The following is a 23241-nucleotide window of genomic DNA, read 5'->3' as shown; positions in this document are numbered from 1 at the left end:
GAGGAACCGATGCTATGCACACGCATGCGCCCGGCGTGAGCGGGGCCCCGCCGGCCGGTCCCGGTGGCCGGCCGGCGTACCGCCTGGCGGCCCGTCGCGACGTACCCCCTAGCGGCCCGTGTACCGGGCCCGCAGCTCCCGCTTGAGCACCTTCATGCTCGGCCCCAGCGGCAGACCGTCGGTGACCTCCACGCGCCGCGGGTACTTGTGCCGGCCGAGGTGCTCCTTGGACCACTCGGTGAGCGCGGCGGGGTCCGGCGCGGCGCCCGGGGCCGGGACGACCACGGCGCACACCTCCTCGCCGTGCAGCTCGTCGGGCAGGCCGATGACGGCGACCTGGGCGACCTGCGGGTGGCGCATCAGGACCTCCTCGACCTCCCTCGGGTAGACGTTGTAGCCGCCGCGGATGATGACGTCCTTCTTGCGGTCGACGATGCTCAGGAAGCCCTCGTCGTCCTTGGTGCCGAGGTCGCCGGTGCGGAACCAGCCGTCCACCAGGGCCTCGGCGGTGGCCTCGGGGCGGCCGAGGTAGCCGGAGAAGACGTTGTGGCCGCGGATGACGACCTCGCCCAGCTCGCCGGGCGGCAGCAGCTCGATCCGGCCCTCCAGGTCGGCGCGGGCGATCTCCACGTCGATGCCCCACAGCGGGTGGCCGATGGTGCCGGCCTTGGTGCCGAACACCGGCTGGTTGACGGTGGCGGTCGGCGAGGTCTCCGACAGCCCGTAGCCCTCGTAGATCTTCGATCCGAACGCGGCCTCGAACCGCTCCAGCACGGTGACCGGGAGCGAGGCGCCGCCGGAGATGCACACCCGCAGCGCGGGGAGCCGCTCGGCGCCGGCGGCGGCCGCCGTGAGGGCGACGAACATGGTCGGCACGCCGTGGAAGGTGTTCACGCCCTCGCGCACCATCAGCTCGATGGCGCGGGCCGCGTCGAAGCGGGGCAGCAGGACGAGGGTGGCGCCGGCCCGCCAGGTGGAGTTGAGCGACACCGTCTGGCCGAACGCGTGGAACAGCGGCAGCGCGCCGAGGGCGATGTCGTCGGCGCGGATGTCGTTGGCGTCGAAGGCGTTGACGGTCGCGTTCATCACCAGGTTGAAGTGGCTGAGCACGGCGCCCTTGGGGACACCGGTCGTCCCGCTGGTGTAGAAGACGACGGCGGGGTCGTCGGCCGACCGGGTGACGTACGACGGCAGCGGCTCGGCGTCGGCCGCGAGCTTCTCGAACTCGCCGCCCAGGGTGACCGCCCGGACGCCCGTGGCCCGTGCGGCGGCGGTGCCGGTCTCCGCCTGCGCCGGGTGGACCAGCAGCAGCGTGGCCCCGCTGTCCCGCAGGACGTGTTCGACCTCGCCGGCCGACAGCAGCAGGTGCACGGGGACGACGACACCGCCCGCCGCCGTGATCGCGTAGTAGGCCACCGGGAACTCTGCGGTGTTGGGCGCCATGAGGGCGACCCGGTCGCCGGGCCGTACGCCGAGACCGGTGAGCGCGCCGGCCTGGGCCAGCGCCCGCTGCCACACCTCGGCGAAGGTGAGCCGCAGGTCGCCTTCGACGAGGGCGGTCTTGCCGGGGCGGCGCCGGGCGTTCTCGGCGAGGATGGCGGCGACGGACAGGGTGGCCATGTGGTGGTGCTCCGTTTCCTTGCTGCGGCTCGTGTACCGGATCCCCCGTGCGGGGAGCCCCCGTCGGCGTCGCCCTAGTGCCTCTCGACCAGCACCGCGCTCCCCTGCCCCACGCCCACGCACATGGTGGCGAGGCCGCGTTCCGCGCCCGTGCGCCGCATCCGGTGCAGCAGGGTGGTGAGGATGCGGGCGCCGGAGCAGCCGAGGGGGTGGCCGAGGGCGATGGCGCCGCCGGTGGGGTTCACCATCTCCGGGTCGATGCCCAGCTGGTCGACGCAGGCGAGGGCCTGGGCGGCGAACGCCTCGTTGAACTCGGCCTCCTGGAGGTCGCCGGTCTCCCAGCCGGCCCGGGCCAGCACCTTGCGGGTGGCCGGGACCGGGCCGAGGCCCATCACGTCGGGGTGGACGCCGGCGGAGGCGCCCGCGACATAGCGGCCGAGGGACTCCAGGCCCAGCTCGTTCAGCGCCTCCTCGCTGACCAGCAGCAGGCCGGCCGCGCCGTCGTTCATCGGCGAGGCGTTGCCGGCCGTCACGGTGCCGTCCGCGCGGAAGACCGGCTTGAGGCGGGAGAGCTTCTCCAGGGAGGTGTCCTCGCGGACGCACTCGTCCTGTTCGACCACGACGCCGTCGGGGCGCTCGACAGGCAGGAGTTCGTCGTCGAAGTGGCCGTTCTTGCGGGCGGCGGCGGCGAGTTGGTGGCTGCGCAGGGCGAACTCGTCCTGCCGGGCGCGGGAGACGCCGTACCGCCCGGCGACCTCCTCGGCGGTCTCGCCCATGGAGAGCAGGCCGTGCAGCTCCTTCATGGCGGGGTTCACCAGCCGCCAGCCGAGCCGGGTGTCGTGGGTCTCGACGCGCTGCGGCAGGGCCTCGTCGGGGCGGGGCAGGACGAAGGGGGCGCGGCTCATCGACTCCGAGCCGCCGGCGATCACGATGTCGGCCTCGCCGGCGGCGATGGTGCGGGCGGCGGCGGTGACCGCTTCGAGTCCGGAGGCGCACAGCCGGTTGACGGTGGCGCCGGGCACGGAGTCGGGCAGTCCGGCGAGCAGGACGGCCATCCGGGCGACGTTGCGGTTGTCCTCGCCGGCCTGGTTGGCGGCGCCCCAGTAGACGTCGTCGATGCGGGCCGGGTCGAGCGCGGGCACCTCGGCCACCAGGTGGCGGATGACGGTCGCGGCCAGATCGTCGGGCCGGACGGAGGACAGGGCTCCGCGCAGCTTGCCGATGGGGGTGCGGCGGGCGGCCGCGAAGTGGACGGGACGCACGGCTGGGACTCCTGACCTACGACGTTGTGGATCCGGACCTGCACAGCACCAATTAATTAGCACTGCTAGTTTTGGACTATAGACCCCCGACCGGCCCGCTGGGAAGATCCCCCAGGAGCTTCCACGAGGCAGCTGGAGGAGATATGCCCCACGTCCGCGAGCACACCCTCGACGGCACCCACGGCCCCCTCGCCGTACACGAGTGGCCGCACCCGGCCCCCCGCCGGCTGGTCCTCCTGGTGCACGGCTACGGCGAGCACGCCGGCCGGTACGCGGAGCCGGCCGCCGTGCTCACCGGGCACGGCGCCGCCGTGTACGCGCCCGACCACGCCGGCCACGGCCGCTCGGCCGGCGAGCGGGTGCTGGTCGAGGACTTCGAGGACGTGGTCACGGACGTGCACGCGGTGGCGGATCTGGCCCGCGCCGCCCACCCCGGCCTGCCGCTGGTCCTGGTCGGGCACTCCATGGGCGGTCTGATCGCGGCCCGCTACGCCCAGCGGTACGGCGCCGAGCTGAGCGCGCTGGTCCTGTCCGGACCGGTGATCGGCACCTGGGAGCTGCCCGGGCGGCTGCTGGCGATGGACGAGATCCCGGACGTCCCGGTCAACCCCTCCGCGCTCTCCCGGGACCCCGCGGTGGGCGCCGCGTACGCCGCCGATCCGCTGGTCTGGCACGGACCCATGAAGCGGCCGACGCTGGAGGCGTTCGTCCGGACCCTCGAAACCGTCGCCGGGGGCGGTGACGTCGGCGCCCTGCCGGTGCTGTGGCTGCACGGCGACGACGACCGGCTGGTGCCGCCGGCCGGCAGCCGGACCGGGGTGGAGCGGCTGAGCGGCGGGCGGCTGACCGAGCGGATCTTCCCGGGGGCCCGGCACGAGGTGTTCCACGAGACCTGCAAGCAGGACGTCCTCGCCGAGGTGCTGGACTTCCTGGACCGGGTGCCGTCCCGCTGACGGGACCGGGCACTGTCCCCCTGATCAGCCGGTTTGCTCCCCCGGGCAGCGGGCACCCGCTCCGACGGACATGACCGTGCACAACTCACGAAAGGGGACGTACGCGCCATGACCGTGGTCAAGAGCACGCTGCCCGAGGAGGCACTCCGCGTCACCGGGACCGCCCTGCAGGAGACCCTCGTCGACCTGCTCGGCCTGTCGCTGATCGGCAAGCAGGCGCACTGGAACGTCGTGGGACCCCGGTTCCGGTCGATCCACCTCCAGCTGGACGAGGTGGTCGCCGCCGCGCGGGAGCACTCGGACACCGTGGCCGAGCGGGCCGCCGCGCTGGGCGTGTCTCCTGACGGCCGGCCGGAGACCATCGCCGCGACCTTCGCGCTGCCCGGCGCCAAGGACGGCTGGCTGCGCGACACCGAGGTGGTCGAGCTGATGGTGTCGGCGCTGGAGGCGGCCATCGGCCGGCTGCGCGAGCGGATCGAGACGACCGAGAAGGCCGACCCGGTCACCCAGGACCTGCTGATCTCGGTCACGGCCGAGCTGGAGAAGCAGCGCTGGATGTTCGAGGCCGAGAACCACCCCCGCGAGGACGGGAAGTAGGACACCCGGTCCCGCACGGAAGGGGGAGACCCATGGCCGACGCCCTGGAGACCGAGGCGCTGTGGGAGGACTTCCACCGCGTGGTGAACATGACCTCGGCGGAACTCGCGGCCTGGCTGCGGGTCCGCGACGCCGCCGAGGAGACGGAGCCGCTGCCGGAGGATGCGGGCCCGCCCACCGGGCAGCACGTCCTCGCTATCCTGCAGAAGCGCCGTACCGACCTCACCGACGACGACATCCGGGTCATGTACGAGGTCGTCGACACCGTCGGTGCCCTGGCCGACCCGGAGAACGAGCCGGAGCCGGAGAACACGCCGGCGGACACCCGCCGGCGGCACCGGCTGATGACGCTGGGCCACGACCCGCTCAAGCCGTAGCCGGTGCGGTCGTGAACCGCGACGAACGGGTCGTGCGCGAGCTGGTGTCCGGATACGGGCGGACGTACGCCGAGGAGGCGGGCATCCGCCTGACGGACACCCCGCAGCCGCTGTACCGGCTGCTGGTGCTGTCCCTGCTGCTGAGCGCCCGGATCCGGGCCTCGGTCGCGGTGGCCGCCGCCCGGGCCCTGCACGAGGACCGGCTGGACAGCCCCCGCCGGATGGCCGAGGCCGGCCGGCGGCGGCGGGTGGCCGCGCTCGGCCGGGGCGGCTACCGCCGGTACGACGAGCGGACGGCCGCCCAGCTCGGCGCCGGCGCCGAGCTGCTGACCGAACGCTGGGGCGGGGACCTGCGCCGGCTGCACCGGGAGGCGGAGGGCGACCCCGCCGCCCTGCAGCGACTGCTCATGGAGGAGCCGGGCATCGGCCCGGCCGGCGCCGGCATCTTCCTGCGCGAGGCGCAGCGGGTGTGGCCCGACATCGCGCCCTACCTGGACGGCAAGGCACTGGCCGGCGCCGGGCGGCTCGGCCTGCCCGAGGACCCCGGCCGGCTGACCGAGCTGGCCGGGGACACCTAACCGGCCGTGCTGGCCGCCGCGTTGGTGCGGGCGGCGCTCGACCGGCAGGTGGCCGAAGACTGTCTGCGCCGCGCCGCGTGATCGTGTCAGACTGCTCCCCGCACGTCCCGGACCGACCACCGGGACCGACGGGTGGAGGAGCAGCGCGTGACGGGGACCGGCCCGCGGATCCAGGACACCATCGACACCAGCCGGCCGCATCCGGCCCGGGTGTACGACTGGTTCCTCGGCGGCAAGGACAACTACCCGGTCGACGAGGAACTGGGCCGGCGGATCGCGGCGATCGACGCGGCCGCCCCGAAGGCCGCCCGCGCCAACCGGGCGTTCATGCACCGCACCACCCGGGCGCTGGCCGCGGAGCAGGGCATCCGCCAGTTCCTGGACATCGGCACCGGCATTCCGACCGAGCCGAACCTGCACCAGGTCGCCCAGTCGGTGACCCCGGACGCCCGCGTGGTCTACGTCGACAACGACCCCATCGTGCTGGCCCACGCCGGCGCGCTGCTGCGCGGCACCCGAGAGGGCGTGACGGAGTACGTCCAGGCCGACGCCCGCGATCCGCGGAGCATCCTGGAACAGGCCGCCCGCGTCCTGGACCTCGGCCGCCCGGTGGCCCTCTCCCTCATCGCCCTGCTGCACTTCATCGCCGACGAGGACGGCGCCCACGACCTGGTGGACACCCTGGTCGGCGCGCTGGCGCCGGGCAGCTGCCTGGTGCTGTCCACGATGACCGCCGACTTCGAACCCGAGAACGTCCACCAGGGCATCGCGGCCTACGCGGCCGGCGGTGTCACCCTGGTCGCCCGCTCCCACGCCGAGGTGGGCACGTTCTTCCGGGGCCTGGAACTGCTGGAGCCCGGAATCGTCTCCGTGGCGCAGTGGCGGCCCGAGGAGACCGCGGACGGGCCGGTCTCGCTGTACGGCGGGGTCGCGCTCAAGCCCTGACCCGGGCCACAGGTCCCTGACGCGGGCTACAGGCCGAGCACTCGGGCCATGGTGCGCAGGACGCCCCCGTCGTTGTTGGACGGGGCCAGGTGGCGGGCCCTGCGGATCACCTCGGGGTGGGCGCCCGCCGTGGCGAAGGACCACTCCGCGGCGTCGAGCATCTCCAGGTCGTTCAAGTAGTCGCCGAAGACCATGGTCTGCGCGGCGGTGATGCCGAGCGCCCGCTGGAGGCCGCGCAGGGCGGTGCCCTTGTTGGCGGTGCGGTTCATCACGTCCACCCAGTGCTCGCCGGAGACCACCACCTGGTGGGTGCCGGCGAACTCCGCGAGGGCCGGGGCGGTGCCGTGCTCGGCGGACCCGAAGTCGAACAGCGCGACCTTGATCACGTCGTCGCCGACCGCGGTGACGTCCTCGACGATCCGGTGCTCGGCATAGTACGTGCGGACCTCCGCCAGGAACGCCTCGTCGGTCCGCTCGACGTACGCCGCCCGCTTGCCGCAGACCACGGCGCCGACGTCCGCGCCGCCCGCGACCAGCCGCCGTACCCTCCGGACGACCCCGCCGGCGACGGACCTGTCGAGCGGGTCGGAGCTCAGCTCCACGCCGTCGCGGACCACGTACGTGCCGTTCTCCGCGATGAACACCATGCCCTCGGCGACCCGGGCGAACTGCCGGTGCAAGGTCGCGTACTGGCGTCCGCTCGCCGGGCTGAACAGCACTCCGCGGCGGCGCAGCTCGGCGAGCATCGGCCACAGGCCGTCGGGGATCCGCTTGGCGTCGTCCAGCAGCGTGCCGTCCATGTCGGTGACGACCAGCCGGATATCGGCCGGGCCGGCGGACGGTGGGGAGGCCTCCAGGAAGGTGGCGGGCGTGGCGGGCATGTCCTGCTTCCGGTCGGGGGCGGGGATGTACCGGTCCAGTGTTCCTCATGTGCCCCGCGTGCCCGGAACCGCCCACGGTGCCCGGTTGCCGGGACAGCTCGATCGGCGGGCGGCACAATGACGGCGGACGACCGCACGTGAGAGGGGCGGATACGTGAGCGAGGGCCACTCCCCGGCGGCACGGCCGGCGGCGGCCGGCGGCGGCCCGTGGCCCGCGGAGGAGGACGTATGACGACTTTCGCCGACCCCGTGCCCGGCGGCCGTCCCGGCGACCTGCGCCGGGTCGCCGCCCTCACCGCCGACCTGTCCGCGCGGGGCGTGCACGGCATCGTGCTGGCGTACGTCGACACGGCGGGCGTCTGCCGGGTCAAGACCGTCCCGACCGCGCGGCTGGAGGCGGCCGTGACCCGGGGTGTCGGCATGTCCCCGGTGTTCGACACCTTCCTCGCCGACGACTCCGCCGTCACCACCGACGTCCTCGGCTCCCCCGACGGCGACCTGCGGCTCTACCCGGACCTCGACCAGCTGGTGGCGCTGGCCGGGCAGCCCGGCTGGGCCTGGGCGCCGGTGGACCGGATCACCCAGGAGGGCGCCCGGCACCCCGGCTGCGCCCGGACCTTCCTGCGCCGGATCGTCACCGGCGCGGCCGAACGGCACGGCCTCGGCTTCAAGGCGGCGATCGAGATCGAGTGGTCCGTGGGACTGGGCTCGGCGCCCGCCGGGGAGTTCGTCCCGGCGGTCTCCGGGCCGGCGTACGGCGCGACCCGGCAGGTCGGGCTGAGCGACTACACCGCCGATCTGCTGGCCGCGTGCGCCGCCCAGGGCGTGGACGTCGACCAGCTGCACCCCGAGTACGCGCCCGGGCAGTTCGAGATCTCGGTGGGCGCACGGGACCCGGTGGCCGCGGCCGACCGCAGCGTCCTGGTCCGCCAGACCGTGCGGGCGGTGGCCCAGCGGCACGGCCTGAGGGTGTCGTTCGCGCCCGCGGTGTCCGCCGAGGGCGTCGGCAACGGCGGCCATCTGCACCTGTCCTGCTGGCGCGACGGGGTGAACCTGCACGCGGGCGGCGAGCGCCGGTACGGCATGACGGCCGAGGCGGAGTCCTTCGCGGCCGGCGTCCTCGCCCGCCTCCCGGCTCTGACGGCGGTCACCGCCCCGAGCCCGGCCAGCTATCTGCGGCTGCGGCCCTCCCAGTGGGCCGGGATCTTCACCGCCTGGGGCCGCGAGACCCGCGAGGCCGGCCTGCGCATGATCACGGGCTCGGCCGGCCGCCACGGCCAGGAGGCCAACATGGAGGTCAAACCCGTCGACCTGGCCGCCAACCCGTATCTCGCCCTCGGCTGTGTGATCGCCGCCGGGCTCGACGGTGTCACGGCGGCCCGCGCCCTGCCCGGCGAGATCACCGGCGACCCGGCCCGCTACGGCCCCGACGAGGCCGCGGCCCTGGGCGTACGGCGGCTGCCGCGGTCGCTGCCCGAGGCCGTCGAGGAGTTCCGCGCCGACCCGGTCCTGCGGGCCGCGCTGGGCCCGGTCCTCGCCGACGCGGTGACCGCCGTACGGCTCGGCGAGGCGGCGGCCGTCGACGGACTCGGCCCGGACCGGATCGCGGCGGCCTACCGCTGGACGTACTGACGATGGCCGCCCCCCAACCCGTGCACGAGGCGCTCGCCGCGCTGCCGCTGGTCGATCACCACTGCCACGGCGCGGTCACGGCCGACCTGAGCGCCGCGGAGTTCGAGTCCCTGCTCACCGAGGGCGCCGCCTGGCCCGGCGTCTCCCCCTTCGACAGCCCCGTCGGCGTGGCCGTCCGCCGCCACTGCGCGCCCCTGCTCGGCCTCCCCCGGCACGCGCCGCCCGCCGACTACGTGGCCCGGCGCGCGGAACTGGGCTGGCAGGAGGTCAACCGGCGGTTCCTGACGGCCTCCGGCACCGGGGTGTTCTGCGTGGACACCGGCTACGCCCCGTACCCGCTCACCTCCCCCGCACAGCTGGCCACCGCGGCCGGCGCCGCCGCCTGCGAGGTCGTACGGCTGGAGCCGGTCGCCGAGGCGGTGGCCGCGCGGGGTGTGACGGCGGGCGGGTACGCGGCCGCGTTCCGGGCCGCCGCCGAGGCGGCCGTACGCCGGCCGGGCGTGGTGGCGGTGAAGTCCGTCGCGGCATACCGGACCGGTTTCGCGCTGGAGCCGGAGCGCCCGGCCGCGGCCGAGGTGACGCGGGCGGCCGGACGCTGGCTGGCACGCGGCACAGGACGCCTCGACGATCCGGTCCTGCTCCGGCACCTGCTGTGGACCGCCGTCGAGCTGGGGCTGCCGCTGCAACTGCACACCGGTTTCGGCGACGCGGACCTGCGGCTGCACCGCGCCGACCCCGCGCTGCTCACCGACTGGCTGCACCGGACCGCCGGCACCGTCCCGGTGCTGCTGCTGCACTGCTGGCCGTACCAGCGCCAGGCCGCCTACCTCGCCGCGGTGTTCGAGCACGTGTACCTGGACGTCGGCCTCGCCCTGCACCACACCGGTCCCGCCCGCTGCCGGGCGGTGCTGGAGGAGGCACTGGAGATAACCCCGTTCCGCAAACTGCTGTACAGCTCCGACGCCTTCGGTGTGGCCGAGTTCCACCACCTGGGGGCCCTGTGTTTCCGGGAGGGTCTCGCCGGTCTGCTGCAGGACCGCGTCGACGCCGACGAGCTGAGCCTGGCCGACGCCCTGCGGATCGCGGACTGGACGGGCCGTGACAACGCCCGCCGGCTGTACGGACCGCCCGTATCCGAAGCCGCCCGCGATTCCAGCGGGCACCCCGACCGGAAAGTATGATCAAGCAATGTCTGACATGACCGAAACCACGCCCGGCTGGCTGACCACGGACGAGCTGGAGATGGCCAGGGCCCGGATGCCGATCCTGTACGTCGAGGCCGTGCCCGTACGCGTGGACGACAGCGGTGAAGTCACCAGCATCGGGCTGCTGCTGCGCATCGGCCCGGACGGCACCGTCAGCCGGACGCTGGTCTCCGGCCGCGTCCTGCACCACGAGCGGGTCCGCGACGCGCTGCTGCGCCACCTGGAGAAGGACCTCGGCCCGGTCGCCCTGCCCCGCGTCCCCGCCTCGCTCCAGCCGTTCACGGTCGCCGAGTACTTCCCGACCGCCGGTGTCACGCCGTACCACGACCCGCGCCAGCACGCGGTCTCCCTCGCCTACATCGTGCCGGTGACCGGGGACTGCCGGCCCCGCCAGGACGCGCTCGACCTCGTCTGGTTCAGCCCCCAGGAGGCCGCCTCCCCGGCCGTGCAGAACGAGATGCCGGGCGGCCACGGGGTCCTGCTGAAGCAGGCGCTGGCGCACGTGGGACTGGCCCTCTGACCGCTGCGTCGCCGCCGCCACTCGCGTTCGCGGCCTCCCGCGGCCGCGGCCGCGGGAGGCCGCGAACGCGGGAACGGCTCAGGAACGGGTGGCCGTTTCGTCGCCGGCGTCGATGGTGAAGATCTGGTCGAGGCCGACGATGCGCAGGACCCGCAGGAAGTGGGCGGGGACGGCGGCGAGCGCGATGCCGGCCTGGGCGGCGTGCGCGTGGTTGCGGGCGGCGATCATGGCGGTGATGCCACTGGAGTCACAGAACTCCATCCCGTCCAGGTCCAGCGTCAGGCGCTGGCCGGGCCGCAGGCCGATGGTGGGGATCAGCTCACGCAGCTGCGCGGCGTTGGCGTAGTCGAGTTCGCCGGAGATCTCCAGAACGGGACCGCCGGCGGCGTCTCGGGTGGTGATCTTCAGTGCGCTCATCGTGGCTGTCTCGTCTGGGGGGCGGCTGCGAGGGCGAGGACGGCGGTGTCGTCCTCCAGGCCGTCGCCGAAGCCTTTCAGCAGGGCCGCGACGGCCTCGACGACGGCCTGCGGGGATCTGTCGGCCTGCCCGGTGGCGAAGGCCAGCAGGGCTTCCTCGCCGAACAGGGTGGTGCGGTCCGTGCCGGTGCGGGCCTCGGTGAGGCCGTCGGTGTAGAGCAGCATCGTGTCGCCCGGGGCGAGCACGGTGGTGGCGGTGACGAAGGGCGCGGAGGGCAGGATCCCGACCAGGAGGCCGCCGGGGGTGGGCAGGAACTCGGCCGTGCCGTCGGCGCGCAGGACCAGGACCGGAGGATGACCGCCCGAGGCGAGGTGCACGGTGATCTCGCCGGTCGCCGGGTCGGGCCGGAGCCAGCCGAAGACGGCGGTGCAGTAACGCGGGTCGCCGCTCGCGGAGTAGCGCTCGTGGAGCACCTTGTTGAGGATGGTCAGGGCCGAGACCGGATCGGGGTCGTGGAGTGCCGCGGCGCGCAGGGTGTAGCGGGTCAGCGAGGTGACCGCGGCGGCCTGCGGGCCCTTGCCGCACACGTCGCCGAGGAAGAAGGCGAAGCGCGCGCCGTCGACGGGGAAGACGTCGTAGAAGTCGCCGCCGAGCCGGTCGGGGGACGCGGTGTGGTACGAGGCGGCTGCCGCCACCCCGGGCATCGTCGGCAGCGTGTCGGGCAGGAGCGACCGCTGGAGCACGGCGAGGGCGTCCTGGAGGCGGGCCCGGTCGGCCTCCGCCTGTCTGCGCGCCTCCTCGGCCTCCCTCTTGCGGCGCAGGAGCTCTTCCTCGTACGAACGGCGGTCCCGGGCGTCGAAGACGGTGGTGCGGGCCAGCAGCGGCTCTCCGGTGCTGCCGTGTTTGACCACGGAGGAGACCAGCACCGGGATGCGGCCGCCGGTGGCCTCCTTGATCTCCAGGGCGATGCCGTTTATCTCGCCCTGCATCCGCAGCAGCGGTGCGAAGTGCGTCTCGTGGTACAGCTTGCCGCCCACCGTCAGCAGGTCGGTGAAGCGCATCCGGCCCACCACCGCCTCCCGGTCCAGGCCCAGCCACCGCAGCAAGGTGGCGTTGATCTTGGCTATGGTGCCGTCCATCAGCGTGGACAGGTATCCGCAGGGGGCGCTCTCGTACAGTTCCTCGGCGCTGTCCTCCAGCAGTGCGGCGAACGCCGCGTCGGAGGCGGCCGTGTCCTCGGCGTCGTGCGGGTCGGGCTGCCGGTCGGCGCGGCACATCATCGCAGGCTCGCCAGGAAGGCGGTGATCGCCTCGTTGGTGGCCTCGGGCGCGGACAGGTGCGGGCAGTGTCCGGTGGCGTCGAGGGTGACCAGGGCGGAGCCGGGGATCGACCGGTGGACGAAGGCGCCGACCTCCCGCGGGGCGATGACGTCCTGGGTGCACTCCAGCACCAGCGTCGGCACCCGCACGCTCCTCAGGTCCTGCCTCGAATCGGTCAGGAAGGTGGTGCGCGCGAAGACGCGCGCCATGTCCGGGTCGGTGGCGCAGAAGCTGTTCTTCAGCTCCGCGCCCAGTTCGGGCCGGTCCTCGTTGCCCATGATCACCGGAGCCATCGCCGCCGACCAGCCGAGGTAGTTCGATTCCAGGGAGGACAGCAGTTCGTCGATGTCCTCGGCGCTGAATCCGCCCCGGTAGCCCTCGTCGTCGATGTAGCAGGGGGACGGGGCGACCATCACCAGCGCCCCGAGCCGCTCCGGAGCCCGGTCGGCGGCCAGTACCCCGATCATCGCGCTGACCGAGTGGCCGACGAACACCGCGTCCCGCAGGTCCAGCGCCTCGCACACGTCGGTCACGTCCCGGGCGTAGCCGTCGAGCGAGGAGTAGCGGTCCTCCGAGAAGGCGGACGCGTCCGAACGGCCCGAGCCGACGTAGTCGAAGAGCACCACCCGGTACTCCTCGGCCAGGGCGGGGACCGTCAGCCGCCACATGTTCTGGTCGCAGCCGAACCCGTGCGCCAGCACCACCGGCCGCCCGTCGGGATTGCCGGTGACGGTGACGTTGTTCCTGCGGGCGATGTCCATGCCCGAGAGTCTCACACCCCCGACCGGGTGCGATGGCCTCGCCCCGGGGCCTTCCCCGGGAAAAGAGGAAGCGACTATTCCATAATTCCCGGGAAACCGGACACCCACAGCGGCCGCCCCGAGGCGAAAGCGGCCGCCGAGGAAAAGCAGCAGATTTCCCCGGGAAGGGTTTTGCATGTCTGTGAGCCGCACGCTAGCCATATCCGTGATCTGTGCGACCGCCGCCGTCGGCGTCGCGGGATGCTCGGACGACGGATCGTCGGACCAGCCGTTCAAGGGGCAGAGCGCGGACCAGGTGGCCGCCAAGGCGGTGACCGCCACCCGGGACTCCGCGTCGCTGCGCATGGCCGGCAAGGTCTCCGCGGACGGGCAGCCCCTCACGGTCGACGTCCACGTCGACGACCAGAAGAACTGCAAGGGCCGGATGTCCATGGAACAGGGCACGGCCGACGTCATCCACGCGGGCCGGACGACGTACATCAGGGGCGACAAGGATTTCTGGGCGAACGCCGCCAAGGGCTCGGGCGACGGGCAGAAGCAGGCGCAGGCGCTGAGCGGCCGCTGGGTGAAGGTGCCCGTGGGCGACGCCCGTACGACGGGGCTGTGCGACAAGCAGGGATTCCTGGCCGACATGGACAGCGACAAGTCCGAGCGCAAGGGAATGACGAAGGGCGACGTCACCACGGTCGACGGCCGCAAGGCCCTCCCCCTCAAGAAAAAGAAGGGCGGCGAAACCATCACCATGTACGTCGCCACGGAGGGAAAGCCGTACATTCTCAAGCTCGACCAGTCCGGCGGTGAGAATCCCGGCACGATGGTCTTCTCGGACTACGAGAAGCCGGTCAAGGCGGAAGCCCCGCCGGCCGGGCAGGTGATCGACGGCACCAAGGGCGGCAGGACGGCAGGGTGACGGACGTCTCACCGAACGTGTGAGGGCCGGTTCCGGATACTTCCGGAACCGGCCCTCACCGGCGACTCTCACGAGTCGGGACGACAGGATTTGAACCTGCGACCCCTTGACCCCCAGTCAAGTGCGCTACCAAGCTGCGCCACGTCCCGGTGCCGTTTGACCTGGGATTTCCCCGGTCGCAACGTGCAGGGAAACAATACCGCACTCGGATCGGTGGTCGCGCGCCCCTTCCGACGTTCACCCGGTGTTGACCTCAAGTCCGGTTGAGGTTGCACGATCATCGGCATGACGACCGCAGCGGAACAGCGCCGCACGTACGGCTACGACGACCTGCCCCGGCTGATGGGCATGATGACCGGCGACGAGAAGCACGGGCCGGCGGCCACCTCCACGCTCGACGTGCTGTGGGTGCTCTACGACCGGGTGCTCCGGGTCGCCCCGGAGCGGCGCCAGGACCCGGCCCGGGACCGGTTCCTGCTGAGCAAGGGGCACGGCCCCATGGCGTACTACGCGGTGCTCGCCGCGAAGGGCTTCCTGCCGGTGGACTGGCTGCCGGGCTTCGGATCGTACGACTCCCCGCTCGGCCACCACCCGGACCGGGTGCTGGTGCCGGGGGCCGAGATCGGCAGCGGATCGCTCGGGCACGGGCTGCCCATCGCCGTGGGCACCGCCCTGGGCCTGCGGGCGCAGGGCCGGACCGACCCGGCGGTGTGGGTGCTGACCGGGGACGCCGAGCTGGACGAGGGCAGCAACCACGAGGCGATCGCCTTCGCCGGGCCGGCCGGGCTGGACCGGCTGCACACCGTCGTGATCGACAACTCCTCCGCCAGCCATGCGCTGCCCGGCGGGATCGCCGCCCGGTTCGAGGCGGCGGGCTGGTCCGCGGTGACCGTCGACGGGCGCGACCACGAGGCGCTGTACGCCGCGTTCACCGCGCCGCACCCGGGCCGGCCGCACGTCGTCGTGGCCCGTGTCGAGGCGAAGAACGCCTGACCCTCCCCTGTCGCCGCACACCCTCCCCTGATCCCCGCACGCTGTGCGCAGCATTCCGAAAGGGCACACCTGCCATGGACACCATGCGTGACCGTCTCGCCCCCGTCGTCTCCCGGCTGCTGGACGAGGACCCGCGCGTCGCGGTCGTCCTCGCCGAGATCGGCCGGGACGGCTTCCGCGAGGCCGAGCGCCGGCACCCCGACCGGGTGATCAACGTCGGCATCCGCGAGCAGCTGCTGGTCGGCGCGGCGGCGGGGCTCGCGCTCACCGGGCTGCGGCCGGTCGTGCACACCTTCGCCAGCTTCCTCGTGGAGCGGCCGTTCGAGCAGCTCAAGCTGGATCTGGGGCACCAGGACACGGGCGCGGTGCTGGTCAGCGCCGCCGCCTCCTTCGACTGGCCGGCCGGCGGCTTCACGCACATGGCTCCGGGCGACATAGCCCTGCTCGACACGCTGGACGGCTGGACCGTGCACGTGCCCGGGCATCCGGACGAGGCCGAGACGCTGCTGCGGCACGCGGTCGCCGCGGGGGACGACAAGGTGTACGTGCGCCTGTCCGTGCAGTCCAACCGGCAGGGCCGGGCGGTCGACGGGCGGCACTTCCGCCCCGTCCGCGAGGGCCGCTCCGGGGTGGTCGTCGCCGTCGGGCCGGTGCTGGACGCCGTCCTCGCCGCCACGGAGGGCCTGGACGTGACCGTGCTGTACGCGACGACCGTACGGCCCTTCGACGCGGCCGGGCTGCGCCGGGCGACGCGGGCGGCGGGTACCGACGTCGTGCTGGTCGAGCCGTATCTGGCGGGGACGTCGACGGCCGCGGTGAGCGAGGCGCTGGCCGATGTGCCGCACCGGGTGCTCGGCCTCGGCGTCGGCCGCCGCGAGCTGCGCCGCTACGGCACGATCGAGGAGCATGTCGCCGCGCACGGGCTGGACCCGGCGAGCCTGCGGGAGCGGATCGGCCGGTTCACGGACGCCGGGCGGACGGTGGCGGCGCGCGGATGAGCCCCGGGCTCAGCGGACGGCGGGTGCGGCTGCGGTCGGTGCGGTCGCGTCGGCCCGGACCAGGCCGCGTATCGGCGGGACGGCGAGCAGGATCGCCGCCACCAGCAGGCTCACGACGGCGGCGGCCAGCAGGACGTGACCGGTGCCCAGCGCCCCGGCCGCGGGGCCGGCGAGGGCCTGGCCGACCGGCATCATGGCGAGGGAGCCGGCCACGTCGTAGGCGTGGATGCGGTTGAGGACGTCGGCCGGGACCTGGGTCTGCACGGTGGTCGCCCACATCACGCCCCAGAACGACATCCCGGCACCGGCGAGCGCGGCCCCGGCCGCCATGGCCGGCAGCCCGAGGCCCGCTCCGACGGTGGCCGGGAAGCCGAAGAAGGCGAACAGGGACAGGGCGCCCGCCCGGAGCATGCGGCGCGGGCGCAGCCGCAGGGCGAGCAGACCGCCGAGCACCGTGCCCACGCCGAGGGCCGAGTTGACCAGGCCGTAGGCGCCCGGGCCGTGGTGCCGTACGACCTCGGTGGCCACGAGCGGGACGGTCGGGCCCCACACGGCGATCATGTAGAGGCACCACACGGCGATCACACCCCACAGCCAGGAGCGGGAGCGGAACTCCCGCCAGCCGTCGACGAGATCGGCGCGGAAGGCGCGCGGGGCGGAGCCGGCGGCGGCGCGGGGACCGGCGGGGAGCGGGGGCAGCCGGAGCAGCAGCAGGCACAGGGCGCTGAGCGCGTAGGTGGCGGCGTGCGCGGCGAAGACCCCGCCGGGCGAGGCGAGGCCCACCAGGACGCCGGCCACGGCCGGGCCGGCGAGCTGGGCCGCGGACTCGGCGACCCGGATCGCGCCGTTCGCGCCCTGGATGTCGGCGGCCAGGCGGGGCACGGTGCTGGCCACGCCCGGCTGGAACACCGCGCCGGCCACGCCATTGGCGAAGCCGATGGCGCAGATCTGCCACAGCACCACGTGCCCGGTGAGGAACAGGCCCGCGGCGAGCGACTGGGTGCCGAGCCGGACGAGGTCGGCGCCGATCATCAGCCTGCGGGTGCTGAACCGGTCGGCGACGACCCCGCCGAAGACCACGAGCCCGGCGAACGCGGCCGCCGTGGAGGCCATGGCGAGGCCGACCGCGCCGGCGCCGTACCCGTGCTCCAGCAGGCCGGCCGCGAGGGCGACGGGCAGCATGGTGTCGCCGAGGCGGGCGACGGCCCGCGCCGCGAAGAACAGCGCGAAGTCCCGCGACCACACCGCCGGGCCGCCGGCCGCCGCCCGGTCCGTCCCCTGGGCGGCGATGCCGCGCCGCGCGTCCGTTCCGGTCATCCCGGGTGCTCCCCCTGTGCCCGCTGTCGCCGCCGTCGCGCGGGATCATGCCACTGCCGGCCGCGCGCCCACCGGGATTTTCAGATTCCGGGCGGGAGCCCCAACTCCGGGTGGGCGTCGAGGAGTCGGGGCGGGGCGGCCTGGCGCCAGGAGTCGGCGAGGATGTCCCGCAGCTCCTCCTCGTCCTCCAGGGCGGCGAGTCTCGCCCTGACCCAGGCGAACTGGGCCTCGTGGCCGGCGATCCAGAACTTCTCCGGTTCGGCCAGCACCAGTTCGTCGCGCTCCTCCTTGGGACAGCGCACCGCGAGGGACGTCTCGTCCTCGGGCAGGGTCGCGAACATCTTCCCGGCGACCCGGAAGGTGGGCATGCTCCAGGCGGTCTTCTCCGTGGTGTCCGGCAGGGACAGGGCGATTCGGCGTACGTCGTGTGCATCCGGCATGCCACGCAAGGTAGCCCCTGCCACTGACAGTCACCCTGCGAGCCGCTTGCGGTACAGGGGCGCGGGCCGCGACTCACCGGCCGGGCTCCCCCGCGGCCGGCGCCGTCACGGACGCCTCACGCCTGCGCCGCCTCCCCGAGCGCCGCCAGCACCGGGCGGATCAGCGGGTGCCCCTCGGCGCCCCGGCGGACGGCGGCGAAGACCCGGCGGGTCGGGGCGACGCCGTCGACGGGCCGTACGACCACACCGGCGAGGTCCGTGCCCCGCAGCGCCGAGCGCGGTACGAGCGCCACCCCGGCGTCGGCCGAGGCCAGGGCGACGACGGCGCGGAAGTCGTCGGAGGAGTGTTCGAGGCGGGGCTGGAATCCGGCGCTCTCGCAGGCCAGGACGACCACGTCGTGGCAGGGGTTGCCGGGGTACGGGCCGATCCAGGAGTCCTTGGCCAGCTCGGCCAGGGGCACCTCGGGGGCGTCCGCCAGGCGGTGCCCCACCGGTACGACGGCGTCGAACGGCTCGGCGTACAGCGGCACGTGGGTCAGCCGGGGGTCGTCGGCGGGCGGCGCGCCCCGGTACTCGACGGCGACCGCGACGTCGACCTGCCGGTCCAGCACCATGGGCAGGCTGGCGTCGCCCTCCGCGTCCCGCACGCGGATCCTTATGCCGGGCGCGGAGTGGGCGAGGCGGGCCACCGCCGGGGCCACGACCTGGGCGATGCCGGTCGCGAAGGCCGCCACGGTGACCGTGCCCGCCTCGCCGGAGCCGTAGGCGGCCAGCTCGGCCTCGGCCCGCTCCAGCTGGGCGAGGACCGCGTTGGTGTGGCTGAGCAGGATCTCGCCGGCCGGGGTGAGCCGTACGCCCCTGGCGCCGCGCTCCACCAGGCGGTGGCCGGTCTCCTGCTCCAGGGCCGTCAGTTGCTGGGAGACGGCGGAAGGGGTGAGGTAGAGCGCGGCGGCTGCCGCGGTGACCGTGCGGTGGTCGGCCACCGCACGGAGGATGTGGAGCCGCCGTGCTTCGATCATGACCTCAATTATCCCAGGTCATCCGGTCGGTCAGACCGCCAGCGCGGCGCGCGCCGCGATGAACGCGTCGACCGCGCGGTTGACGTCGTCCGTGGAGTGCGCGGCGGACAGCTGGACGCGGATGCGGGCCTGGCCCTGCGGGACGACCGGGTAGGAGAAGCCGATCACGTAGACCCCGCGCTCCAGCAGCAGTTCCGCCATGCGGGCCGCCTCGGACGCGTCGCCGATCATGACGGGGGCGATGGCGTGGTCGCCGGGGAGGACGTCGAAGCCCTCCTCGGTCATCCGGCGGCGGAACAGGGCCGTGTTCTCGGCGAGGCGCACCCGCAGGCCGTCGGCCGACTCCAGCAGGTCGAGGACCTTGAGGGAGGCGGCGGCGATGACCGGGGCGAGCGTGTTGGAGAACAGGTACGGGCGGGAGCGCTGGCGCAGCAGGGCGACGATCTCGGCGCGGGCGGCGACATAGCCGCCGGAGGCGCCGCCGAGGGCCTTGCCGAGGGTGCCGGTGATGATGTCGACGCGGTCCATGACGCCGTGCAGTTCGGGCGTGCCCCGGCCGGTCGGGCCGACGAAGCCGACGGCGTGCGAGTCGTCGACCATGACCATCGCGTCGTAGCGGTCGGCGAGGTCGCAGATCTCCGCCAGGGGCGCCACGTAGCCGTCCATGGAGAAGACGCCGTCGGTGACGATCAGGCGGCGGCGGGCGTCGGACGCCTCCTTGAGCTTCGTCTCCAGGTCCGCCAGGTCGCGGTTGGCGTAGCGGAAGCGGCGGGCCTTGGACAGCCGGATGCCGTCGATGATGGAGGCGTGGTTGAGGGCGTCGGAGATCACCGCGTCCTCCTCGCCGAGCAGCGTCTCGAAGACACCGCCGTTGGCGTCGAAGCAGGAGGAGTACAGGATCGTGTCCTCCTGGCCGAGGAACGCCGACAGCCGGGCCTCCAGCTCCTTGTGGACCTCCTGGGTGCCGCAGATGAAGCGGACGGAGGCCATGCCGTAGCCCCAGCGGTCCAGGGCCGCGTGGGCGGCGGCCACGACCTCGGGGTGGTCGGCGAGGCCGAGGTAGTTGTTGGCGCAGAAGTTGAGGACCTCGCCGGCACGGCCGCCGGCCGAGACGTTGACGGTCGCTGACTGCGGGGTGTCGATGACCCGCTCGGGCTTGTGCAGGCCGGCGGCGCGGATCTCGTCGAGGGTGGCGCGCAGGTCCTCACGGACGGTGTCGAACATGGGGGCTCTCCTGAAGGTGCTTGCGGATGAAGGGGGTCACACGGTCCAGTCGAGGATGACCTTGCCACCGGTGCCGCTCGCCGCGTCGGCGAAGGCCGCCTCGAAATCGCGGTAGCCGTACCGGCCGGTGATCACCGGGGCGAGGTCGAGGCCGCCCTCCAGCAGCACCGACATCGCGTACCAGGTCTCGAACATCTCGCGGCCGTAGATGCCCTTGATGGTGATCATCGAGGTGACGATCCGGGCCCAGTCGACGGGGAACTCCTGGGCGGGCAGGCCGAGCATGGCGATCCGGCCGCCGTGCGTCATGTTGGCGATCATGTCCCGCATGGCCTCGCCGCGGCCGGACATCTCCAGGCCGATGTCGAAGCCCTCGCGCAGCCCCAGCTCGCGCTGTCCCTCGGCGATCGTCGTCTCGGCGACGTTCAGGGCGAGGCTGACCCCTATCTTGCGGGCCAGCGCCAGGCGGTCCTCGCTGACGTCGGTGATGACGACGTTGCGGGCGCCCGCGTGCCGGGCCACGGCGGCGGCCATCAGACCGATCGGGCCGGCACCGGTGATGAGCACGTCCTCGCCGACCAGCGGGAAGGACAGCGCGGTGTGCACGGCGTTGCCGAACGGGTCGAAGATCGCGGCGACGTCGAGGTCGACGGGGACCCGGTGCACCCAGACGTTGGACGCGGGCAGGGCGACGTACTCGGCGAACGCGCCGTCGCGGCCGACGCCGAGGCCGACGGTGGCCCGGCACAGGTGGCGGCGGCCGGCCAGGCAGTTGCGGCACTTGCCGCACACCAGGTGGCCCTCGCCGCTGACCCGGTCGCCGATGCGGATGTCGGCCACGTCCCGGCCGACCTCGACGACCTGCCCGACGAACTCGTGGCCGAGCACGAGGGGCGTGCGGATCGTCTGCTGCGCCCAGCCGTCCCAGGCCCGGATGTGCAGGTCGGTGCCGCAGATGCCGGTCCGCATGACCTTGATCAGGACATCACCGGGGCCGATGGCGGGCTCCGGGACGTCCGTCAGCCACAGTCCCGGCTCCGCCTTCTCCTTGACGAGCGCCTTCAACGCTAGGGCTCCTGTGAGTGAGGCCCGGCCCACGGGCACGCCGAAGGAGCCCGCACCGGGTCAGAGGGGTGGAATCACCCTGCAATCTGCCGTACGCGCGGGCCGGGGTCCATCGAGCTTTTCTTAACCGGTGCCTCAGCTTTCCTACACGCCTTTTCCGCGTGTCAGATCGGCAGACCGTCGTCCGCGCCGCGTTCCAGGCGTACGACGAGTTCGGCGGCGAGCGACTTGATCGTCTCCAGGCCCGGCCTGCCCCAGGTCCGGGGCGCCGTGTCGGCGGCACACACGGTGCCGAGCGTCATGCCGGAGCTGTCGATGAGCGGGGCGCCGAGGTAGGACCGGATGCCGTACTCGTCGACGACCGGGTTGCCCGCGAACCGGGGATAGTCGCGGACGTCCTCCAGAACCAGAGCCTTACGGCGGACGACCACATGGGGGCAGAAACCATGGTCGCGGGGCAGCACCCGGCCGATCTCGGCCCTGCTGCCGTCGTCCCGGACGACCGGGGCGGTGGCGGGGGCGCTCAGGCCCGCGAAGAACTGGTGGTCCTCGCCGATGAAGTTCACCATGGCGTACAGCGCGCCGGTGAGCTGGGCGAGGTGGCCGGCGAAGGCGTCGAGCACGGGGTCGGGCCGGTCCGCCAGGCCGAGCCGGCACAGCCGCTGGACACGGGCGGGGGCCTCCTTGTCCTCAGGGGTGAGCAGCAGGCCCCGGACCGGCCGGGGCGGCTCGTAGCTCATGGCCGGGCTCCGGCGCGGTGGGCGTACCTCATATAGCGGCTCCGTGGGCGGTAGTACGGGATCACATGTGGGCGCCGTGGCTGGGCGCGGTCGCCGGGGCGTGGGCGAGGAGGTGACGGACGAGGACGAGCAGGGTCTGGACGCCGGAGCTGGAGATCCGGGCGTCGCAGCGGACCACCGGGACCTCCGGGTCGAGGTCGATGGCGGCCCGCACCTCCTCGGGGTCGTAGCGGTGGGCGCCGTCGAACTCGTTGACGGCGACGATGAAGGCGAGCCCGCGCTCCTCGAAGAAGTCCACGGCGGCGAAGCAGTCCTGCAGGCGCCGGGTGTCGGCGAGGATCACCGCGCCGAGCGCGCCCTCGGACAGCTCGTCCCACATGAACCAGAACCGCTCCTGCCCGGGTGTGCCGAACAGGTACAGCACGTGTTCCGGATCGAGGGTGATCCGGCCGAAGTCCATGGCGACCGTGGTCTCCATCTTGTTCTCGACGCCGTCGAGACTGTCCGTGCCGACGCTGACCGCGGTGAGCAGCTCCTCCGTGCTGAGCGGCGCGATCTCGCTGACCGCTCCCACGAAAGTGGTCTTGCCGGCCCCGAACCCGCCCGCGACCAGGATCTTCAGCGCGGTCGGGAACGGGTCAGAGCTGTCGTCGTAGTCCATCGAGCACTGCCTCCAGCAGAGACCGGTCAGTGGGTGTGTGGTGGTGGACGGGCGGCTTGGTGGTCAGCGCACCGCAGTCGACCAGGTCCGACAGGAGCACCTTGGTGACCACGGCGGGCAGCTTCAGCTGGGCGGCGACCTCGGCGACCGAGACGGGCGCGCGGCACAGGTCGAGTGCCTGGGCGTGCTCGGGACCGAGGTAGCCGAGCGGGGTGACGCCGGTGGCCATCACCTGGGACATCAGGTCGAGGGCGATGCTGGGCCTGGTCCGGCCGTTGCTGACCGTGAACGGCCGCACCAGCCGCCCCGCCGCGTCGTCCAGCCAGGGCCCGTCGCCGGCTGCGGCCACCCTCAAGGCCTCGTCGCCGCGGATTCGACGGCGTGCTGCCGGGGAGCGGTCACCAGGTACGGGCGGACGCTCTTGACCAGCATCGCCATCTCGTAGCCGAGCACCGCCGCGTCGGCCTCGCGGCCGGCCAGCACGGCGAGGCAGGTGCCGGAGCCGGCCGTGGTCACGAACAGCAGCGTGGAGTCGAGCTCGACGACGACCTGGCGGACCTCTCCGCCGTCGCCGAACCGGACGCCCGCGCTGCGGCCGAGGGAGTACAGGCCGGAGGCCAGGGCCGCCATGTGGTCGGCGCTGTCGGCGTCCAGGCCGTGCACGGACTTCACCAGCCCGTCGCAGGACAGGAGCACCGCGCTGGAGGTGTGCGGTACGCGCTGCACGAGGCCGCTCAGCAGCCAGTCGAGGTCGGATGCGGGGACGGTCGGCGCGTCGCTCGCCATGGTGGATCGACTCCTTGGGGT

General features: G+C 73.4%; 25 protein-coding genes, 1 tRNA gene and 1 pseudogene. 11 read left to right on the top strand and 16 right to left on the bottom strand.

Annotated features, from left to right (window positions below; translation table 11 throughout):
- Window positions 1-108 precede the first annotated feature (108 nt).
- Window positions 109-1620, bottom strand: coding sequence for a long-chain-fatty-acid--CoA ligase (locus tag IG05_RS0128500; RefSeq protein WP_030346888.1), 1512 nt, complete (start codon window positions 1618-1620; stop codon window positions 109-111).
- A gap of 74 nt (window positions 1621-1694) precedes the next feature.
- Window positions 1695-2882: a thiolase family protein gene (locus IG05_RS0128495; protein WP_030346887.1), complete on the bottom strand. Its 1188-nt coding sequence runs from the start codon at window positions 2880-2882 to the stop codon at window positions 1695-1697.
- Between the two features lie 143 nt (window positions 2883-3025).
- Here IG05_RS0128495 and IG05_RS0128490 point away from each other — a divergent pair, with 143 nt between their 5' ends.
- The 5 genes and pseudogenes from IG05_RS0128490 to IG05_RS0128470 all read left to right on the top strand — a co-directional run bounded on the left by IG05_RS0128490 (window position 3026) and on the right by IG05_RS0128470 (window position 6332).
- Window positions 3026-3835, top strand: a complete 810-nt coding sequence (locus IG05_RS0128490) for an alpha/beta hydrolase (protein ID WP_030346886.1) — start codon at window positions 3026-3028, stop codon at window positions 3833-3835.
- 108 nt (window positions 3836-3943) lie between these two features.
- Window positions 3944-4432, top strand: a complete 489-nt coding sequence (locus IG05_RS0128485) for a Dps family protein (RefSeq protein ID WP_030346885.1) — start codon at window positions 3944-3946, stop codon at window positions 4430-4432.
- A 32-nt stretch (window positions 4433-4464) separates the two neighbouring features.
- A complete protein-coding gene (locus tag IG05_RS0128480) occupies window positions 4465-4809 on the top strand; it encodes a DUF3140 domain-containing protein (RefSeq protein ID WP_030346884.1) in 345 nt (114 codons plus the stop codon).
- Between the two features lie 11 nt (window positions 4810-4820).
- Window positions 4821-5468: pseudogene (locus IG05_RS42600) on the top strand (endonuclease).
- Window positions 5469-5534: 66 nt separating this feature from the next.
- A complete protein-coding gene (locus IG05_RS0128470) occupies window positions 5535-6332 on the top strand; it encodes an SAM-dependent methyltransferase (protein WP_030346883.1) in 798 nt (265 codons plus the stop codon).
- Window positions 6333-6358: 26 nt separating this feature from the next.
- Here IG05_RS0128470 and IG05_RS0128465 read toward each other — a convergent pair whose 3' ends face one another.
- Window positions 6359-7213: a Cof-type HAD-IIB family hydrolase gene (locus IG05_RS0128465; RefSeq protein WP_030346882.1), complete on the bottom strand. Its 855-nt coding sequence runs from the start codon at window positions 7211-7213 to the stop codon at window positions 6359-6361.
- A gap of 228 nt (window positions 7214-7441) precedes the next feature.
- Here IG05_RS0128465 and IG05_RS0128460 point away from each other — a divergent pair, with 228 nt between their 5' ends.
- The 3 genes from IG05_RS0128460 to IG05_RS0128450 are packed head-to-tail and all read left to right on the top strand — an operon-like array spanning window position 7442 to window position 10570.
- A complete protein-coding gene (locus tag IG05_RS0128460; protein ID WP_030346881.1) occupies window positions 7442-8845 on the top strand; it encodes a glutamine synthetase family protein in 1404 nt (467 codons plus the stop codon).
- A 2-nt stretch (window positions 8846-8847) separates the two neighbouring features.
- Window positions 8848-10026 carry an amidohydrolase family protein gene (locus IG05_RS0128455; protein WP_030346880.1) on the top strand — a complete coding sequence of 393 codons (1179 nt, stop codon included), beginning with the start codon at window positions 8848-8850 and terminating at the stop codon, window positions 10024-10026.
- Between the two features lie 16 nt (window positions 10027-10042).
- Complete coding sequence (locus IG05_RS0128450) at window positions 10043-10570, top strand: NUDIX hydrolase family protein (RefSeq protein WP_030346879.1); 528 nt, start codon at window positions 10043-10045, stop codon at window positions 10568-10570.
- 78 nt (window positions 10571-10648) lie between these two features.
- Here IG05_RS0128450 and IG05_RS0128445 read toward each other — a convergent pair whose 3' ends face one another.
- From IG05_RS0128445 to IG05_RS0128435, 3 genes are read right to left on the bottom strand one after another with little or no spacing between them, the layout of a single operon-like run.
- On the bottom strand, window positions 10649-10987 hold the full coding sequence (locus IG05_RS0128445; protein WP_030346878.1) for an STAS domain-containing protein: 339 nt from the start codon (window positions 10985-10987) through the stop codon (window positions 10649-10651).
- Window positions 10984-12264: a PP2C family protein-serine/threonine phosphatase gene (locus IG05_RS0128440; protein WP_030346877.1), complete on the bottom strand. Its 1281-nt coding sequence runs from the start codon at window positions 12262-12264 to the stop codon at window positions 10984-10986. Before IG05_RS0128440 ends, IG05_RS0128445 begins: the two co-directional genes overlap by 4 nt.
- The gene (locus IG05_RS0128435; RefSeq protein WP_030346876.1) at window positions 12264-13067 is read right to left on the bottom strand and encodes an alpha/beta fold hydrolase; all 804 of its coding nucleotides are present in this window, start codon (window positions 13065-13067) and stop codon (window positions 12264-12266) included. Before IG05_RS0128435 ends, IG05_RS0128440 begins: the two co-directional genes overlap by 1 nt.
- Before the next feature lie 205 nt (window positions 13068-13272).
- Here IG05_RS0128435 and IG05_RS0128430 point away from each other — a divergent pair, with 205 nt between their 5' ends.
- A complete protein-coding gene (locus IG05_RS0128430) occupies window positions 13273-13977 on the top strand; it encodes a hypothetical protein (RefSeq protein WP_234336061.1) in 705 nt (234 codons plus the stop codon).
- Between the two features lie 75 nt (window positions 13978-14052).
- On the opposite strand, the gene IG05_RS0128425 is transcribed toward IG05_RS0128430, so the two are convergent.
- Window positions 14053-14126 (bottom strand) — tRNA-Pro (locus IG05_RS0128425).
- A 136-nt stretch (window positions 14127-14262) separates the two neighbouring features.
- Between IG05_RS0128425 and IG05_RS0128420 the strand changes: the two genes are divergently transcribed.
- On the top strand, window positions 14263-14970 hold the full coding sequence (locus IG05_RS0128420) for a transketolase (RefSeq protein WP_030346874.1): 708 nt from the start codon (window positions 14263-14265) through the stop codon (window positions 14968-14970).
- 74 nt (window positions 14971-15044) lie between these two features.
- Entirely contained in the window at window positions 15045-15968 is a 924-nt protein-coding gene (locus tag IG05_RS0128415) for a transketolase family protein (RefSeq protein ID WP_030346873.1), read from the top strand.
- Window positions 15969-15977: 9 nt separating this feature from the next.
- On the opposite strand, the gene IG05_RS0128410 is transcribed toward IG05_RS0128415, so the two are convergent.
- The 9 genes from IG05_RS0128410 to IG05_RS0128370 form a co-directional block, all read right to left on the bottom strand.
- Window positions 15978-17285, bottom strand: coding sequence for an MFS transporter (locus IG05_RS0128410; RefSeq protein WP_030346872.1), 1308 nt, complete (start codon window positions 17283-17285; stop codon window positions 15978-15980).
- Window positions 17286-17365: 80 nt separating this feature from the next.
- Window positions 17366-17725, bottom strand: a complete 360-nt coding sequence (locus tag IG05_RS0128405; protein WP_030346871.1) for an MmcQ/YjbR family DNA-binding protein — start codon at window positions 17723-17725, stop codon at window positions 17366-17368.
- A gap of 116 nt (window positions 17726-17841) precedes the next feature.
- Window positions 17842-18744 carry a LysR family transcriptional regulator gene (locus IG05_RS0128400; RefSeq protein WP_030346870.1) on the bottom strand — a complete coding sequence of 301 codons (903 nt, stop codon included), beginning with the start codon at window positions 18742-18744 and terminating at the stop codon, window positions 17842-17844.
- Between the two features lie 30 nt (window positions 18745-18774).
- Entirely contained in the window at window positions 18775-19968 is a 1194-nt protein-coding gene (locus IG05_RS0128395) for a glycine C-acetyltransferase (protein ID WP_030346869.1), read from the bottom strand.
- A gap of 36 nt (window positions 19969-20004) precedes the next feature.
- A complete protein-coding gene (gene tdh, locus IG05_RS0128390) occupies window positions 20005-21033 on the bottom strand; it encodes an L-threonine 3-dehydrogenase (protein WP_030346868.1) in 1029 nt (342 codons plus the stop codon).
- 164 nt (window positions 21034-21197) lie between these two features.
- The gene (locus tag IG05_RS0128385; RefSeq protein ID WP_030346867.1) at window positions 21198-21773 is read right to left on the bottom strand and encodes a GAF domain-containing protein; all 576 of its coding nucleotides are present in this window, start codon (window positions 21771-21773) and stop codon (window positions 21198-21200) included.
- 61 nt (window positions 21774-21834) lie between these two features.
- The gene (locus IG05_RS0128380) at window positions 21835-22434 is read right to left on the bottom strand and encodes a GTP-binding protein (RefSeq protein WP_030346866.1); all 600 of its coding nucleotides are present in this window, start codon (window positions 22432-22434) and stop codon (window positions 21835-21837) included.
- Complete coding sequence (locus IG05_RS0128375) at window positions 22412-22783, bottom strand: DUF742 domain-containing protein (RefSeq protein ID WP_030346865.1); 372 nt, start codon at window positions 22781-22783, stop codon at window positions 22412-22414. The genes IG05_RS0128380 and IG05_RS0128375 overlap by 23 nt, the downstream gene beginning before the upstream one ends.
- 2 nt (window positions 22784-22785) lie before the next feature.
- Window positions 22786-23220: a roadblock/LC7 domain-containing protein gene (locus IG05_RS0128370; RefSeq protein WP_030346864.1), complete on the bottom strand. Its 435-nt coding sequence runs from the start codon at window positions 23218-23220 to the stop codon at window positions 22786-22788.
- Window positions 23221-23241: the final 21 nt, after the last annotated feature.

The organism is Streptomyces sp. NRRL S-1022 (assembly GCF_000720135.1).
GTDB lineage: Bacteria > Actinomycetota > Actinomycetes > Streptomycetales > Streptomycetaceae > Streptomyces.
This window is presented reverse-complemented; position numbering and strand designations above follow the sequence as displayed.

Excerpts from the sequence above, each read along its gene's own strand:
- IG05_RS0128500 (WP_030346888.1), bottom strand. The coding sequence starts at position 1,620 with ATGGCCACCCTGTCCGTCGCCGCCATCCTCGCCGAGAACGCCCGGCGC.
- IG05_RS0128490 (WP_030346886.1), top strand. The coding sequence starts at position 3,026 with ATGCCCCACGTCCGCGAGCACACCCTCGACGGCACCCACGGCCCCCTC.
- IG05_RS0128485 (WP_030346885.1), top strand. The coding sequence starts at position 3,944 with ATGACCGTGGTCAAGAGCACGCTGCCCGAGGAGGCACTCCGCGTCACC.
- IG05_RS0128480 (WP_030346884.1), top strand. The coding sequence starts at position 4,465 with ATGGCCGACGCCCTGGAGACCGAGGCGCTGTGGGAGGACTTCCACCGC.
- IG05_RS0128465 (WP_030346882.1), bottom strand. The coding sequence starts at position 7,213 with ATGCCCGCCACGCCCGCCACCTTCCTGGAGGCCTCCCCACCGTCCGCC.
- IG05_RS0128460 (WP_030346881.1), top strand. The coding sequence starts at position 7,442 with ATGACGACTTTCGCCGACCCCGTGCCCGGCGGCCGTCCCGGCGACCTG.
- IG05_RS0128455 (WP_030346880.1), top strand. The coding sequence starts at position 8,848 with ATGGCCGCCCCCCAACCCGTGCACGAGGCGCTCGCCGCGCTGCCGCTG.
- IG05_RS0128450 (WP_030346879.1), top strand. The coding sequence starts at position 10,043 with ATGACCGAAACCACGCCCGGCTGGCTGACCACGGACGAGCTGGAGATG.
- IG05_RS0128445 (WP_030346878.1), bottom strand. The coding sequence starts at position 10,987 with ATGAGCGCACTGAAGATCACCACCCGAGACGCCGCCGGCGGTCCCGTT.
- IG05_RS0128440 (WP_030346877.1), bottom strand. The coding sequence starts at position 12,264 with ATGTGCCGCGCCGACCGGCAGCCCGACCCGCACGACGCCGAGGACACG.
- IG05_RS0128435 (WP_030346876.1), bottom strand. The coding sequence starts at position 13,067 with ATGGACATCGCCCGCAGGAACAACGTCACCGTCACCGGCAATCCCGAC.
- IG05_RS0128420 (WP_030346874.1), top strand. The coding sequence starts at position 14,263 with ATGACGACCGCAGCGGAACAGCGCCGCACGTACGGCTACGACGACCTG.
- IG05_RS0128415 (WP_030346873.1), top strand. The coding sequence starts at position 15,045 with ATGGACACCATGCGTGACCGTCTCGCCCCCGTCGTCTCCCGGCTGCTG.
- IG05_RS0128410 (WP_030346872.1), bottom strand. The coding sequence starts at position 17,285 with ATGACCGGAACGGACGCGCGGCGCGGCATCGCCGCCCAGGGGACGGAC.
- IG05_RS0128405 (WP_030346871.1), bottom strand. The coding sequence starts at position 17,725 with ATGCCGGATGCACACGACGTACGCCGAATCGCCCTGTCCCTGCCGGAC.
- IG05_RS0128400 (WP_030346870.1), bottom strand. The coding sequence starts at position 18,744 with ATGATCGAAGCACGGCGGCTCCACATCCTCCGTGCGGTGGCCGACCAC.
- IG05_RS0128395 (WP_030346869.1), bottom strand. The coding sequence starts at position 19,968 with ATGTTCGACACCGTCCGTGAGGACCTGCGCGCCACCCTCGACGAGATC.
- IG05_RS0128385 (WP_030346867.1), bottom strand. The coding sequence starts at position 21,773 with ATGAGCTACGAGCCGCCCCGGCCGGTCCGGGGCCTGCTGCTCACCCCT.
- IG05_RS0128380 (WP_030346866.1), bottom strand. The coding sequence starts at position 22,434 with ATGGACTACGACGACAGCTCTGACCCGTTCCCGACCGCGCTGAAGATC.
- IG05_RS0128370 (WP_030346864.1), bottom strand. The coding sequence starts at position 23,220 with ATGGCGAGCGACGCGCCGACCGTCCCCGCATCCGACCTCGACTGGCTG.